The organism is Bacillus sp. RIT 809, from assembly GCF_016892495.1.
Taxonomy (GTDB): domain Bacteria; phylum Bacillota; class Bacilli; order Bacillales; family Bacillaceae_G; genus Bacillus_A; species Bacillus_A cereus_U.
Window position 1 is genome coordinate 78296 of record NZ_JAFEMR010000019.1, and the last position, 15787, is coordinate 94082.

Consider the following 15787-nt stretch of genomic DNA (forward strand, 5'->3'; position numbering starts at 1 on the left):
GCTAAATTGAACTTTTGATTTGTAAAAAATTGATGGTGAAAAGACCGTGAAGGAGGGAATTTACTTATGTTCTTCTTATCTCTCTTGTTATTAGGCAGCGCTCTCTGGATTACAATCGACCTTTCATACGGGAGAATTCTTTATTTAAAGCGCGTACGCTCTCGTTCTTTCCCTTTACGTCAAAGTGATTTTCGCCTTTATACATACGGAAATGATCTGTACGATGCTCTCTTTACTGATATAAAACAAGCTAAACACCATGTGCACGTCTTATTTTTTATTGTAAAAAACGATGACATAAGTCGTAAATTTTTAAATTTACTTATCGATAAAGCACAAGAAGGAATTGAAGTAAGACTTTTACTCGACCGGTTTGGAAGTCATTATTTATCAAAAGAAGCGGTTTACTCCCTACAAAAGCATGGTGTCTCTTTTTCATTTTGTCACAAAGTAAAATTTCCTTTTCTTTTCTTTTCTGCCAATCAAAGAAACCATAGAAAAATTACAGTTATTGACGGGAAAATTGGTTATATTGGTGGATTTAATATCGGCGAGGAATATTTAGGGCACAATCAAAAGTTAGGGTTATGGAGAGATTATCATTTACGTCTTACAGGAGAAGGGATACAAGATTTACAAAAACAATTTTTACATGACTGGTTTGATGATACGAACCAAAACTTATTAGATTCCTCTCTTTATTTTCCAGAACAACAACCTGGTGCTATTCTACATCGCTTCATCCCTACTGATGGTGCCTATTTACAAAATACATTTTTACATTTAATCGAAAGCGCGGAAAAAGAACTCTTTATCGGTACACCATATTTTATTCCTGGAAAAAAAATTATGAACGCATTATTAAAAGCACGAAAACGTGGGGTTCAAATAACTATTCTCGTTCCACAAAAGGCAGATCACGCCCTCGTTCGAGAAGCAAAATTCCCATATTGCCGAAAGTTAATACAAGCTGGTTGTAATATTTACGCTTTTCAGCAAGGATTTTTCCACGCAAAAATTATTATAGTAGATGATCATATTTGTGATATCGGAACTGCTAATTTCGATATGAGAAGTTTATATAGTAACCATGAAATCAATTGCCTTTTATACGATAAACATTTCATACAAGAAGTAAAAAGCAAATTCGAGGAAGATTTGGGACGCTCCTCATTACTTTCCTTTGAAGATGTCAGCCCTCTCTCCATTATTGATAGAGGAAAGGAATGGATAGGAACGATACTCGCGTTCTTTTTATAGGGAAATTTCAAGAGCCAAAGAGGTGAATCACATATGATAATGCGATTTGGATATGTCTCACATGCTACGGCATTATGGGACTGTTCGCCTGCCAAAACAATGACATTTACAAGCTGGAAAAAACTAAAAAAACAAGAGCGTGAAGATAAATTATATAATGTCACACTGCAAAATCTAGAACACACAATACGCATCCTTCATTACAATATTGCACACGAAATTCCATTATATCGTTTATCATCTTCTATCGTCCCGCTTGCAACACATCCTGAAGTTGAATTTGATTACATTCAACTATTTGCTCCACTATGGCGTAAAATAGGAGCATTAATTCAAGAACACAATTTACGCGTAAGTTTTCATCCCAATCAATTTACGCTATTTACAAGCGACAAATCACATATTACAAATAATGCCATTACAGATATGACCTATCATTATAACGTGTTAAATGCTATGGGAATTGCAGATTCTTCCTACATTAATATCCATGTAGGTGGCGCGTATGGAAATAAGGAGAAGGCAATCGAACGTTTTCATGAAAACATACAACAACTTCCTTACCATATAAAAAGACAAATGACTCTTGAAAATGACGATAAAACATATACAACTTCTGAAACTTTGGCCATTTGTCAAAAAGAAAAAATCCCTTTCGTGTTCGATTATCATCATCACATAGCGAACCTTTGTAATGAACCGCTAGAAGAATTACTTCCTATGATATTTAAAACTTGGTCACATACAAATGTCCTTCCTAAAGTTCATATTTCTTCCCCTAAATCAGAAAAAGAATTTAGGGCTCACGCAAGTTATATTGATTTAGAGTTTATTAAACCTTTTTTACACATTACAAAAAAAATTGATCATGATTTCGATATTATGATTGAAAGTAAACAAAAGGATTTAGCACTTCTTCAGTTAATAGATGAAATCGCTTCTATAAGAGGGATAAAAAGAAAAAATGGCGCAACGTTACAATGGTAATTTGTAACCCTGCGCTATTTTTTCAAAAAAAGTAATTCTTATAGCAAAAAACATCCCAATTTATATGCTATTATTTAAATTAGCATTTTCCCCCTGCGATTCAACTTTATTGAAACGGAGTCATAATATGATTAATCAAAAAAAATATGTACAATTTGTCATGATGTATATAATTATATTTTCTCTTTGGATATTCCTTATCCCTAGGGATTTAAATATAAAAGAAATTGGAATTCTCTTCTTATTTTGGTTTGCTACACTCTTTTCTTGCTATTGCTTATATAAAGCAATTAAAAAGATGAAGCACGGTGACAAACTATTTTGGGTTCTAGTACTATGCACTTGTATATGTGGATTAGCTATGGAGATAACTTTATTTCTTCATTCACTTTCTATATATGATCAAGTCATATTCTCATATAAGGCATTGCCTTTTTTCATCATACAATATATTTTTCTCTTTTCTGGCTTTGCTATAAAGTTTATAAAACATTACTCTATTAGAGGCCTTGCTCAATTTTCATTCGATAGCATCTTTATTGTTATTATGAATATTTATTTTACCTTAACTTTTATTTTAGATATTTCCAGCTTTCGTATGTTGACGAAGGACACGTGGCTTTTGATTGGGTATTTTATCGCACAATCATTAGTAATTTACGCCGTTATTAGCCTATATAGGAGAGAGCAGTATTCTTCTAGCAGAATCTCATTAATTATCGGCTTTACTATCATACTTGTTTACGGATATATACACTTGCTTCAGATAACCTCAGGAATGGAAACTTCTTCTGAAGTCTCTTATTTAATACATACTGCTTCGATTTTACTAATCGGTTTATCATCCATATTGTACATTTTGGATAAACCCATGCAACATGAAACGAAAGCGAAATATTATCGATTCGATTATGTGCGCTTTATATTACCATATTTCAGTATAATCATTACCTTTGCCTTTATTCTTATTCAACCTTGGGATGATAAGTTCATGTTAATCGGTCTCGTATTATCACTCATCTTATTATTCCTACGACAACTTTACATGTGGAAAGATAATCAAGTACTAATCGATACGTACGAACAGTTGACTACACAACTAGAAGGAAAAGTTGAAGAAGGTGCATCTGCGTTATCAAAAAGTGAACAACGTTATACATCTTTATTCGAAGATCATCCTGATGCCGTTTTCTCTTTAAATATGAATGGCATTTTTCAACAATCTAATAAGGCTTGTGAAAGCTTATTTACTGCCTACTATTGTGAAGTCGAAAGCTATTCCCTTCTACACTTTATTGATTTAAAAGACCATGATCTACTAAAGAGAGCTTTACAAATAACTAAAGAAGGTAGACCACAAACTTTAGAGGTTCGTACAAAAGAAAAAGAAGGCTACTACTATTACCTTCACATTACACTCATCCCTACTTTCATAAATAAAGAAGTTGTTGGGATGTTTGGTATAGCACGTGATATTACAACTTTATATGAAAAACAAAAGCAAGTAGAGCATATGGCTTTCCATGATGCACTTACAGGACTACCGAATCGCCGGAAATTCGAAAAAGATTTAAAAACGATTTTAAATACAGCTCAAAACAACACTAATGACGTTGCGGTCATGTTCCTCGACTTAGATCGATTTAAAAAAATTAACGATCGACTCGGCCATGATGTCGGGGATTTATTATTAATTGAAGTAGCAAAAAGATTACGTGGATGTTTGCGTTCAAAAGATATCGTTGCCCGCCAAGGCGGAGATGAATTTACGATTCTATTACCAGATATGTACTCTGAAAAAAGTGCTTCTTTTATAGCTGAACAAATTTTAACTATTTTAAATAAGCCTTACTTTATTAAAGATGAAGAACTTTCTGTTACACCGAGTATCGGAATTGCGATGTACCCTGACTACGGAACCGATGTAACCGAATTAATGAAAAATGCAGATATGGCTATGTATCGAGCAAAGGCAAATGGAAAAAACAGATTCGTTTTCTTCTCAAAAGAAATGAGTATTGCTCAAAATGAAATACACTTCCTAGAAGGTGAGCTTTCAAAAGCACTACAACAAAATGAATTTTTCCTTGAATACCAGCCACAAGTAAACACAAAAACAAAACAAATTATCGGTTTTGAGGCGTTAATTCGTTGGAAACATCCAAAACTCGGAATTGTATCGCCTGCCCAATTCATTCCTCTAGCAGAGGAAACAGGATTTATTATTGAACTTGGTAATTGGATTTTACGTATCGCCTGCTTAGAAGCAAAAAAGTGGCATAACCAAGGATTTTCTCACTTAAAGGTTGGTGTAAATTTATCTGTTGTTCAATTTAATCACGCAGATTTAATATCAACTATTTCAAAAGTCTTGGAAGAAACAGAACTAAAGCCGGAAGCGCTAGATATTGAGATTACGGAAAGTATCGCAATTAATCAAAATCATTCTGTAATTGCTAAACTAGAAGAACTTCAAAATCTCGGTATCCAAATTTCAATTGATGACTTTGGAACTGGTTATAGTTCTTTAGCTTATTTAACGAAATATCCAATCAATACATTAAAAATTGCTCGAGAATTTATTTGTGGAATTACAAATAGCCCTTTAGAAGAAGCGATTATCGCTTCCATTATTACGCTATCAAAAGAATTAAATTTAGAGGTTATTGCGGAAGGTGTAGAAACAGAAGAACAATGGAATTTTTTACACGAACAAAACTGTGACCACATTCAAGGATTCCTCTTTAGCAAACCTGTTTCTAGTAAAGATGTTTGGATGTTACTCAACGAAAAAACAACCGTCTAAGTAAGACGGTTGTTTTTTAATATTCAAAAGGTAGATCTGAAGCTAATTGTACCTCTTGATTATTATGAGAAATTACCTGGCTTTTCTCTAAAGCTGTATCTCCTAATGAAATACCCCATGCCATCGCTAACGTTAATAGACTACCAATAAGTAGTTTTTTCATATTCCATCACCCACATTTTTTCTTTTAATATATCATGAAAATTTATCCATACCGTATGCAATTATGCATATCCATTTTTTAGGGTGTTTATCTGTTGATTTTATTTGCAAGCGCTTCTTTATATACATGCATTTCTAATATATCAAAAAAGAAACTTGCTTTCTTATATGCATCTTCAATCTCTGCCCCATCATGCTCTAACTTCTCTAGGCATTCACCTCTTTGATAGTATAGCTGTCCAATTAATGCCATACTATTAATCCGGCACGATATTTCAATCGCTTTATTCACTTGATAAAGTGCTTCTTCATATTGGTTATCTAAGTATAATGCTTTCGCGTGATTATATCTTACCTTCACATCGAATTCTTCATTATTATGCAATGTTTCTACTTGCTTTAATATATCCTCAAATAACTCAATACTCTTCTTAAAATAGCCATTTTCAGCATAAATATTTGCAATCGCATTTTCTATATAAAGATTTTGATACACATCTATTCCCGTTAATTGTTGATTTAGTAGCTTTTTTAACTCTAGAATACAATATTCATAATCAATCTTCTTTAGCACATACGCAGATACATGATATTGCCATTGAAGAAACTGCTGAAACTCAGGATGATACTCTTCCTTTTTCAGCTCATTCCATACTTTATTATAAATCTCTTTATATTTCTTTTGCTTAAGAAGTATAATAATTCGATCTTTAAACTGCTTTTTCCTCTCGATATCGGAATAAATGAGTACCTCATAAAAATGAATAATGGGAACTTGTAACTTCGCTGCGATACCTTGCAATATATCCATACTTGGGTATACCGCGCCCGATTCAATTCTGCTCACTTCCGATTGATGACATACATTATCGGAGAGTTGTTTCTGTGTTAATCCTCTCATTACCCTAATTTTCTTTATTTCGCTTCCTAATTTTTCTGCATGCATACTTACTCACCATCCCATTATAACAATCTAATTTTTTTTAAGTTGTCATACCACTACAATAATGTGAATTCGACAATTTTTGATATGAAATAATGCATAATATATATAAAATTCGGCAAATTCCTCATACAATTCATCTCACATACACAATACAAGATTAGGAGTGTTATAGATGAATTATAGAAAACTTGCTAGTGCTTTCGTTACATTCGGTCTTCTTTGTCCTTTATCAACAGAAGCTATTCACGCTCAAGAATTAGATAAAAATGAAGTGAAAGTTGAAATTGCTCAGCCTGGTTTAACAATCGGAAAATTAACACAACCTCAAAACGATACAAAAGAGAATATTGCTAAAAAGTATTTAAAAGGTGAGGTAAATGGGGCTAAAGCTCAACAAGAGCAAGTTACTACTGAAAAGAATGTCGATTTTCAACCTACAAATACAGAAACAAAAGAAAATCAAACCGAATTACGCCTTGCACAAACATACAAAAACTATAAAGTATATGGTCAAGATCTCATTGTAAAAGTAGATAAAAATGGAGTAATTACAACTGTTAGTGGTAAAGTTGCCCAAAATTTAGACCAACAACTTAATCTTACTATAACAAATTTTTTGTCGAAAAATGAAGTAAAATCTAAATTACGCAATATACTTCAAATTCCAAGTGATGCGACAGAAACAGAATTTTCTAGCGAAACGGTAGTTTATACGAAAAAAGATGGGCACTATACATACGCAACGGTCCTTACATTTACTTATGAAAACAATGAACAAGTTATAAACGGAAATGCAATCATGGACTTACAAACTGGTGAAGTACTTTTCCAAGAAAAGTTTATTAAAAATAAAGAGAATAAAACTATTAATCAAGTAACAGCACCTAAACTATCACCAGCGAAAGAACAAGGAACTGGGAAAAATGCGCTACAAGAAAATGTATTATTTAATATCGCAAAAGGTACTGACGGAAAATTTTATTTAGCTGATTTATCCCGTGGAAATGGTATTTATATTTATAACGCAGACTATGCTGACTCTCTTGGTGGCAATAGCCAAGCCGGTTATCCAGGGACACTTATTTCAAGTAACACTTCGAACTTTGCAGATAAAGAAGCAGCTGGTGTTATGAAAAACATGAGTAATATTTACGACTATTTTAAGAAAGAACATAATCTAAAAAGTTACGATAATAAAGATTCAAAAGTCGTTGCTAGCGTCCACGGATTTGATTCTACTGAAGTTAGTGATGGTGTAAAAGAAAACTATGTAAATGCGTTTTGGCATCCAGGTTGGAATCAAATGGTCTTTGGTGACGGGCTAAATGGAAAATTAACCTCTGCTCTTGACGTAACAGCCCATGAATTTGGACATGCTGTATTTAGTGGTACGACGAAAAATAAAATTGTGCGATATCCAAGTGCTGAAACATCTGCGCTAAATGAAGGTTTAGCAGATTTTTGGGGTACACAAATAGAATATTACGTAAAGAAAGATAAAGGAAATTGGATTATGGGTGATACGTTAGGTGGTCTAACAATTCGTGACATCCCAGGGGAAATTGGTGACGGCGGCAACAAACTATATACAAACTTACAAGATTTCTATAATGATGGAAATAATCAAGAATCTCATGTGAATTCCGGAATCATTAGCCATGTATTATATCAATTAGCTGAAGGTAAAACGTATAACGGTATATCTGTTCAAAGACAAGGAAATGAAAAAGTAAGTAAAGTTGTTATGCGTGCATTGCAAAACTACGCAACTTCAGCAGAAGATTTTGAATCACTTCAATCTCACATTGTACAAGCTGCAAAAGACTTATATGGTAATACGACAGCAACAGAATTCGAAAAGGCTTTCCAAGCACATGGATATAAAGCACTAGCAAAAATTAATAAAGTAGTAGAAGTACAACAAGGAAAATAAGAAAAAAAGAAGTTTACCGACTATAGGTAAACTTCTTTTTATATCCATCCCTTTTCTTCCGCAATTGTAATTGCCTCAATTCTATTTTTCGCGTCGAGCTTCGTTAACACTTCGGAAATATAATTACGTACTGTACCCGGTGAAAGATAAAGTGTTTTCGCAATTTCATTTGCCGTCTTTCCTTCTTTAGCAAGTAACAATACTTCTTTTTCACGATCTGATAATGGATTTTGCTCCTGCCATAAACCAAACATTAAATCTTGAGAAACCTCTCGTTTTCCCTTCATTACATTACGAATTGCTGCGGCTAAATCTTCACTCGGGCTATCTTTTAACAAATATCCGTGCACACCAGCTTTCATCGCCCTTTCAAAATACCCTGGCCTTGCAAATGTTGTTAAAATCATTACTTTGCATAATGATTTTTCTTTCTTTAAAGTTTCAGCAACATCCAATCCACTTTGAATCGGCATTTCAATATCCATAATACTTATATCCGGCTTTAACGATTCAATTAATTTTAACGCCTCTTCCCCGTTCGCAGCTTGCCCAATCACTTCCATATCATCTTCTAAATCAAGCAGGGCTCCTAATGCACCACGAAGCATCCGTTGATCTTCCGCAATAATAATTCGAATCATGCCCTCACCTCATCTTTTCCTGTTCTAATGACAACTGGTACTTTTACTGTTAATAGCGTCCCTGGATGTATCGTATTTAGTTCAACAAATCCATCAATAAGAGCAATTCGCTCTTTCATACCGCGGATACCGTTTCCATCATGGTTTTGATCCTCTAAACCGATACCATTGTCTTCTACTGTTAAGATTAATTCACCCTGTGATTCCAATACAGAAACCGTACACCGCGATGCCTTACTATGCTTTACAACATTCGTCACAGCCTCACGTAAACACATTCCTAAAATATTTTGTTCAATCGGTGATAACAAACTTGAGCTTGCTTCCTGCTTTATTTCCAATTCAATGCTAGCTGCTTGTAAGATTGCTTTTATTTGCTCAAGCTCTTCTTCTACTGTAATCATGCGCATATCAGAAATTAATTCCCTCAGCTGCTTTAAAGCGGTACGAGATGTTTGTGTAATTTCCTTCGCTTCCATACTTGCCCGCTCCGGATTTTTCACAATTAACTTCTCAACAAGCTGACTTTTTAAAGTAATAAGAGATAGTGTGTGTCCTAACGTGTCATGAAGATCTCTTGCAATTCGCTGACGTTCTTCACGTTTTACTAAGTCTTTAATTTGCTCGTTTGCTTCGTTTAATTGATTCCTTAATACCTTTTTTTGATTAAAATTACGCATTCCAAATGGTGTAAGGAGCATTAAAATAAACATTGGAACTATATTCACTAAACTTGTAGTTGTTAGTTGATTAAAGTTTACAAATGTAAAAGCTCCCAGCATTACAATTAACAGGCCCCACAACAATCGAAATACTTTTTTACTTGGTGCAAATCCCATCGCACTTGCCGTAAAAAATCCAAAGAAAATCATAAAAGGATTATAAAATACAGCAAATAAAAAGGTTAGTAACATTTGAATACATGCCCATAAAATGAACGTCTTTTGAACGAAATAAAGTTGACGGTATGTGACAATGAAAACTATCAACATACCGATGCCAATTACAAGCTTCCATCCTGATACTTGTGTTAAATTATAAATTGGAAATAGCAGATACACGAGCCACATATATGGGAAGAATCCCATATATTTTGGAAAAATCTCAATCCTCTTCTTCTCTATCATTTATACCGCTTCCTGTCTTTTTCTTATATATATTGATACTACAACAAATATAAGGAAATAACCTCCTAGTACCGCGATATTTTCCCATCCAATTGATTTTCCAGCTACAATATCCCATGCCCCGCTACCAAAATGATATGTTGGTGTCCATTCTCCAATAGTTCTTAATACTTTTGGGAATACTTCAATTGGCATCCATAATCCGCCAACTACAGCTAAGCTCATATTTAAAATATTAGCCAGGCCAGCAGCTGCATCCGCCTTTTTGATTGAACCTATTACTGTTCCGAGTGCTAAAAATGGTGTCACGCCTAATAATAACCATAATCCGGCACCAATCCATTGACCTACTGTTAACTCGACATTATTAATTAATATTCCTGCCATAAAAATAACTAAGATTGAAAAAGCATTCACTACTGTTTGAGCAATAATCTTTGCTGCTAAATATGCTCCCTCTGGAAGTGGTGTAATTTTTAAAAGATGTGTCCATCCTTGCCCTTTTTCCTGAGAAAGTCTCACACCGAAACTAAAAAGTGCAGTCCCTACAATACTGAAAGTCGCCATTGAAATTAAATAATGAGCTTTCCAAGCATCTCCGTTTTGTGGGACTTGAATAACATTTGTGAAAATATAGTAAAACATAACTGGCATTAATAATGAGAAAAAGATAAATAATTTATTACGGAACGTACGCAAAACCTCTATTTTACATTGCATCCATAGTGCTCTCATGCGATTTCCCCCTTCTGATTTGCGACAAACTGTTCAAATGCTTCGTCGAGACTTCCACGTTCAACTGAAATATCTGTTACAGGTAAGTTCTTTTGATAAATTGCTTGTAACGTGGCATCAGTATCCTCCGTTGTTAAAATAATCCGCCCCTCATTTGACTGTACTCCTGTTACATTCGGCAATTCCTTTAGCAAGCCCATAGGGATACTTTCTTTCGAATAAAACGAAATCGTTTTTCGAGAAATCGTCGCTTTCATTTCATCTGGCGTACCATCTGCGATGATCTTTCCGTTCGCAAATAATAAAATCCGATCCGCTAAAGCATCTGCCTCTTCTAAATAGTGCGTCGTTAAAATAATCGTTTTCCCTTCACTTGCTAACTTTCTAATCGTTTCCCAAAATGTTTTTCGAGACGTAATATCCATTCCAACTGTCGGCTCATCTAAAAATAACAACTCTGGATTTCCTGCAAGTGCCAGTGCAAAATTTAACCTTCTCTTTTGGCCACCCGATAATTTCTCACATCTTTGCTTTCGCTCTGATTCTAAATTTGATAACTGAAGTAATGTTTCTTTCGCTACTGGATTCGTATAATAACTACGGAATAACTCAATTGCCTCATCTACCGTGATACTATCAATCACACTTACTTCTTGCAGCATCGCACCAAGGCTATTACGAACATCTCTATGCTTCGGACTCTTTCCAAATATAGAGACACTCCCCTCTGTCGGATCTTTTAATCCGAGCATCATTGAAATTGTCGTTGTTTTCCCCGCACCATTTGGACCGAGTAATGCTACTATTTGCCCTTTATTTACATGAAATGAAACGTTATTTACTGCTTTTTTATGTTTAAATGTTTTAGAAACACCATTTACTTCAATAATCTTTTCCATCTCTCCACCCCCGCCGTTTCTTATATTTACATTGTATGCGCTGGAAAAGTTAGGAAACAGTATGATGCGTCATGACATCCATATGACAATTGTCATGTATTCTTTATGAGAGGAATCAACCCTTATACCGCACGCGAGTAGCAGTACAAAAATAAACATGATACAATCGGATAAGAGATATATTCGAGGAAGGACAGTGGTTTTCATGATTATTCGTAATGAACAAGATTTAGAAGGTTTACGAAAAATCGGCCGCATCGTTGCACTTGCACGCGAAGAAATGAAAAAACAAGCGAAGCCAGGTATGACAACGAAAGAGCTTGATTTAATTGGTAAAAAAGTATTAGATGAGCACGGTGCTATTTCAGCGCCTGAAAAAGAATATAAATTCCCAGGTGTAACTTGCATTAGTGTAAACGAAGAAGTTGCTCACGGCATTCCAAGCGATCGCGTATTAAAAGAAGGCGATTTAGTGAACGTAGACGTATCGGCAGCACTTGATGGCTATTATGCAGATACAGGTATCTCATTTGTTCTTGGAGAAGATGAAGAAAAAGAAAAACTTTGCCAAGCAGCAGTAGACTCTTTTTGGGAAGCAATGAAAAAAGTAAAAGCTGGCTCAAAACAAAATCAAATTGGTCGTGCTGTTTCTAACTTTGCACATAAAAGTGGATATAACGTTATTCAAAACTTAACTGGTCACGGCATTGGTCTTAGCTTACACGAAGCCCCAAATCACATCTTAAGCTACTATGATCCAATGGATAATGCACTTCTAAAAGACGGCCTTGTTATCGCTGTAGAACCATTCATCTCTATGAAAGCTGATCATATTATTGAGCGCGGTGATGATGGTTGGACATTCGTTACACCAGATAAAAGCCTTGTTGCACAATGTGAACATACAGTTGTTGTCACTCGTAGCGAGCCAATTATTTTAACTCAACTATAATAAAAAACAGCCGTTTTGTAGATTCCTTCTACTAAAGCGGCTGTTTTTTATTATTTTTAAGTATGTAACATCCATATAAACAGAAAGCTTATACAAATAAAAAGGTGATACATCAAAGTATCACCTTTTTAACGGGGTGAGGCTGTCCAAAAGTACGGAAAACTCTTGAACAGCCTCGTATTTTCATATGGATGCCTTACATATATCACTGATGATAATTATGAAATGCGGAAACATAGTTACCATCACATGATTCAAACAAAACAAAAGAAAAGAAATCCTATAACGGATCTCTTTTCCCTACATAATCTAAAGTTTGGGTACACTAGATTCATGCAATGTAGGAGCCTTCAAAACAGAAAGCGATCCTTCATTTAAAATGATAGCATACATATCTCCGCTAAAAATATGCAAATGTGCATATAGCGTTTTTTATTTCTCAACATACATTTATTGAAAACTAAGACATATAAAGGTAAAATAAGGTCGTTATCCGTCTTCTTTTGTCAGTCAGAGAGAATAGAAGAATGGGAGAGGAAAAAATGAGAAAATCACTGAAACAAAAAATAGTAAGCTCCTTGCTTGCTGTATCACTCGCCGTTAGCTTAGCTCCAATCGGACAAGCAAAAGCTGATTCCACGTCAGAAATTACACAGACTCCACCTATTACAAAACAAGTTGATGCAAACCGCGCCATCGAGCATATCCGTTTCTTATCCGAAACAATCGGTCCCCGTCCAGGTGGTACAAAATCAGAAGAATGGGCTTCTCGCTATGTTGGTATGAAGCTTAAGTCAATGGGATATGAAGTAGAGTATCAACCCTTTCAAGTTCCGGATCAATACGTTGGATTTATCGAATCACCATTAGAGGCAAAGCGTAATTGGCAAGCTGGTGCCGCTCCCAATTCACTAATTTCTACAGAAGCTGTTACAGCTCCGCTTATCTTTGTTCAAGGTGGTACAAAATTGGACGATATTCCAAATGAGGTAAACGGAAAAATTGTTTTATTCGAAAGAGGTGCCACAGTAGCAGATTATAATAAGCAAGTTGAAAATGCTGTTAGTAAAGGAGCAAAAGGTGTTCTTTTATACAGTTTAATTGGAGGTCGTGGAAACTACGGACAAACCTTTAATCCTCGCTTAACTAAAAAGCAGTCTATCCCTGTCTTTGGTCTTGCTTATGCTCAAGGAAATGCGTTTAAAGAAGAAATCGCTAAAAAGGAGACAACAATTCTTTCCCTAAAAGCGAGACATGAATCTAATTTAACATCCCTAAATGTCATCGCTAAAAAGAAACCAAAAAATAGTACAGGTAATGAAAAAGCTGTCGTTGTAAGTTCACACTATGATAGTGTCGTTGGAGCACCTGGGGCAAATGATAATGCTTCTGGTACAGGATTAGTATTAGAATTAGCTCGTGCTTTTCAAAATGTAGAAACTGATAAAGAAATTCGTTTTATTGCTTTTGGTTCTGAGGAAATTGGCTTACTTGGCTCTGATTATTATGTTAATAGTCTGTCCCAAAAGGAACGCGATCGAATTTTAGGTGTTTTTAACGCAGACATGGTTGCAACAAATTATGATAAAGCAAAGAATTTATATGCAATGACTCCTGATGGCTCAACAAACATTGTAACAGATGCTGCCTTACAAGCAGGTAAACAATTAAATAATGATCTCGTTCTTCAAGGGAAATTTGGCTCTAGTGATCACGTACCATTTGCTGAAGTGGGTATTCCTTCTGCACTATTTATTTGGATGGGCGTCGATAGTTGGAATCCATTAATCTATCATATCGAAAAGGTATATCACACGCCTCAAGATAACGTATTTGAGAACATTTCACCAGAACGTATGAAAATGGCATTAGAGGTCATTGGAACCGGTGTCTATAATACCCTTCAGCCTGCCATGAAAACAGGAAAAAAAGCTGCTTAATACTATTTCAAGCTACCGATTAATCGGTGGCTTTTTATTAAGGAAAAATAAATATGTATAACAGCATATTTATTACATAGCGTTCTTACCAAAAAAACATTAATATATTAATTAAAGTATATTAATTATACGATTTATTGTGTATAATATAAAACGTAATATATTAATGTAGTTACATTATTGAATGGTATTACCATGTAGAATAAAAATTGTAATAATAGTAATTACATCTAATAAAGAAGGCTTTCTACTATGAAAAAATTATTCTTGCAGTTGTGTTAGCTTTAACAGTTATTTTAGGAACAAATGCTTTTATTCCTGAAACAAACGCTGATGCAGCTACTCACGAGCAAAGCTTTACAAAATACTATTTCTAAATTAGCCATAAAAATGGCTATGCATTCATCCAAAACTTAACGGAACATGGTCATTGATCTTAAATCACATGAGATACCACACCACATTCTAAGCTTATGACCCAATGGATAATAGACTTATTGAAAGCGGTTTCGTTATTACTTTAGAGCCGCTTATCTCTATGAAAGCTGACCATATTATTCGGCCGCTGATTGAGCCCAACCTGAAATTGTTCTCTTTTTTCTATAAAAAAACCCTTCAGGTTGCATTCTTCCCTTCACTTTATCGTGAAGTGTTTTTGAATACTTACCTAAAGGGCGTAATATCAATAGTAATTTTTTAATTTGTCTGCTACTCAGATTACAGTGTAATCAATAATCTAAATCTTTTTTATTATTTTATTCGCTGACGAGCGAGTAGGATTCCACCTAAAAGGAATAATACAATACCTCCAAGAATTGAACTCATTTCTGCTGATGTTCCTCCTGTGTTAGGAAGTAATGTTGGCTTATCATTTTCTGTAGTAGGTGGAACTTTTGAATCGCTATTTTTGTCTGTATTTGTGTTTGGATCTTTACTTGGATCTTTTGGATCTTTACTTGGATCTTTTGGATCTGTCTTGCTTGGATCTTTTGGATCTACACCTGGTTCGTCCTTGATTTTTGTATTCGTGATGTCATAACCATTTACTTCGGATTTGTATCCCGCTACTGGTTGTTCTTTCACTTCATACTTGTACGCTACTCCGTTTGCATCATATACTTGTAGTTTTTCAAACGTGTACTTCCAGTTTGTTGCCGCGCTTACTTCTTTCGTGTCAATAACTTTTCCATTTTGTAATAAGTCTACTTTGATGGATACTGGACGATCTATTGCGTTGTTATCATCCCAGACTTTCTTACCACTGATTTCTGTTGTTTCTGTATTTTTGTAAGTGTTCGTAATTGTTGTTCCTTCTACTTTTGTTGCATATCCATTTACTTTTACTTCACTTACTGTGTACGTGTATTCATTTCCTTGTTCATCGTACTTTGGTAGATCT

13 protein-coding genes and 1 pseudogene are annotated in these 15787 nt (G+C 34.7%); 7 read left to right on the forward strand and 7 right to left on the reverse strand.

Annotation, left to right across the window (positions count from 1 at the left end):
- Positions 1–66: 66 nt before the first annotated feature.
- From cls to JTF23_RS19890, 3 genes are all read left to right on the forward strand, one after another.
- The gene (cls, locus tag JTF23_RS19880) at positions 67–1260 is read left to right on the forward strand and encodes a cardiolipin synthase (RefSeq protein ID WP_204209451.1); all 1194 of its coding nucleotides are present in this window, start codon (positions 67–69) and stop codon (positions 1258–1260) included.
- 33 nt (positions 1261–1293) lie between these two features.
- Complete coding sequence (gene uvsE / locus JTF23_RS19885) at positions 1294–2247, forward strand: UV DNA damage repair endonuclease UvsE (RefSeq protein ID WP_204209452.1); 954 nt, start codon at positions 1294–1296, stop codon at positions 2245–2247.
- A gap of 127 nt (positions 2248–2374) precedes the next feature.
- Complete coding sequence (locus tag JTF23_RS19890; protein ID WP_204209453.1) at positions 2375–5053, forward strand: DUF4084 domain-containing protein; 2679 nt, start codon at positions 2375–2377, stop codon at positions 5051–5053.
- Between the two features lie 16 nt (positions 5054–5069).
- Here the strand turns inward: JTF23_RS19890 and JTF23_RS19895 are convergent, their stop codons facing one another.
- Both JTF23_RS19895 and JTF23_RS19900 read right to left on the reverse strand, forming a co-directional pair.
- On the reverse strand, positions 5070–5216 hold the full coding sequence (locus JTF23_RS19895; RefSeq protein ID WP_033714914.1) for a quorum-sensing peptide PapR: 147 nt from the start codon (positions 5214–5216) through the stop codon (positions 5070–5072).
- Between the two features lie 87 nt (positions 5217–5303).
- A complete protein-coding gene (locus tag JTF23_RS19900) occupies positions 5304–6161 on the reverse strand; it encodes a helix-turn-helix domain-containing protein (RefSeq protein WP_016106729.1) in 858 nt (285 codons plus the stop codon).
- A gap of 172 nt (positions 6162–6333) precedes the next feature.
- Between JTF23_RS19900 and JTF23_RS19905 the strand changes: the two genes are divergently transcribed.
- Positions 6334–8094 (forward strand): M4 family metallopeptidase, encoded by a 1761-nt coding sequence (locus JTF23_RS19905; protein ID WP_204209454.1) that lies wholly within the window; start codon positions 6334–6336, stop codon positions 8092–8094.
- 38 nt (positions 8095–8132) lie between these two features.
- On the opposite strand, the gene JTF23_RS19910 is transcribed toward JTF23_RS19905, so the two are convergent.
- Genes JTF23_RS19910 through JTF23_RS19925 form a run of 4 tightly spaced genes read right to left on the reverse strand, consistent with a single transcriptional unit; the run spans position 8133 to position 11496 of the window.
- Complete coding sequence (locus JTF23_RS19910; RefSeq protein WP_131232876.1) at positions 8133–8735, reverse strand: response regulator transcription factor; 603 nt, start codon at positions 8733–8735, stop codon at positions 8133–8135.
- Positions 8732–9862: a sensor histidine kinase gene (locus JTF23_RS19915; protein ID WP_204209455.1), complete on the reverse strand. Its 1131-nt coding sequence runs from the start codon at positions 9860–9862 to the stop codon at positions 8732–8734. Before JTF23_RS19915 ends, JTF23_RS19910 begins: the two co-directional genes overlap by 4 nt.
- Entirely contained in the window at positions 9863–10597 is a 735-nt protein-coding gene (locus tag JTF23_RS19920) for an ABC transporter permease (RefSeq protein ID WP_002113090.1), read from the reverse strand.
- Positions 10594–11496 (reverse strand): ABC transporter ATP-binding protein, encoded by a 903-nt coding sequence (locus JTF23_RS19925; protein WP_204209456.1) that lies wholly within the window; start codon positions 11494–11496, stop codon positions 10594–10596. Before JTF23_RS19925 ends, JTF23_RS19920 begins: the two co-directional genes overlap by 4 nt.
- Before the next feature lie 157 nt (positions 11497–11653).
- Between JTF23_RS19925 and map the strand changes: the two genes are divergently transcribed.
- The 3 genes and pseudogenes from map to JTF23_RS27935 form a co-directional block, all read left to right on the forward strand.
- Positions 11654–12448, forward strand: a complete 795-nt coding sequence (gene map, locus JTF23_RS19930; protein WP_204209457.1) for a type I methionyl aminopeptidase — start codon at positions 11654–11656, stop codon at positions 12446–12448.
- A 542-nt stretch (positions 12449–12990) separates the two neighbouring features.
- On the forward strand, positions 12991–14388 hold the full coding sequence (locus tag JTF23_RS19935) for a M28 family metallopeptidase (RefSeq protein WP_204209458.1): 1398 nt from the start codon (positions 12991–12993) through the stop codon (positions 14386–14388).
- A gap of 380 nt (positions 14389–14768) precedes the next feature.
- A pseudogene (locus tag JTF23_RS27935) lies at positions 14769–14947 on the forward strand (type I methionyl aminopeptidase); the annotation flags it as partial.
- A 191-nt stretch (positions 14948–15138) separates the two neighbouring features.
- Here JTF23_RS27935 and JTF23_RS19940 read toward each other — a convergent pair.
- Positions 15139–15787: Cna B-type domain-containing protein (locus tag JTF23_RS19940; RefSeq protein ID WP_204209459.1), on the reverse strand; the 649-nt coding region annotated here is incomplete at its 5' end.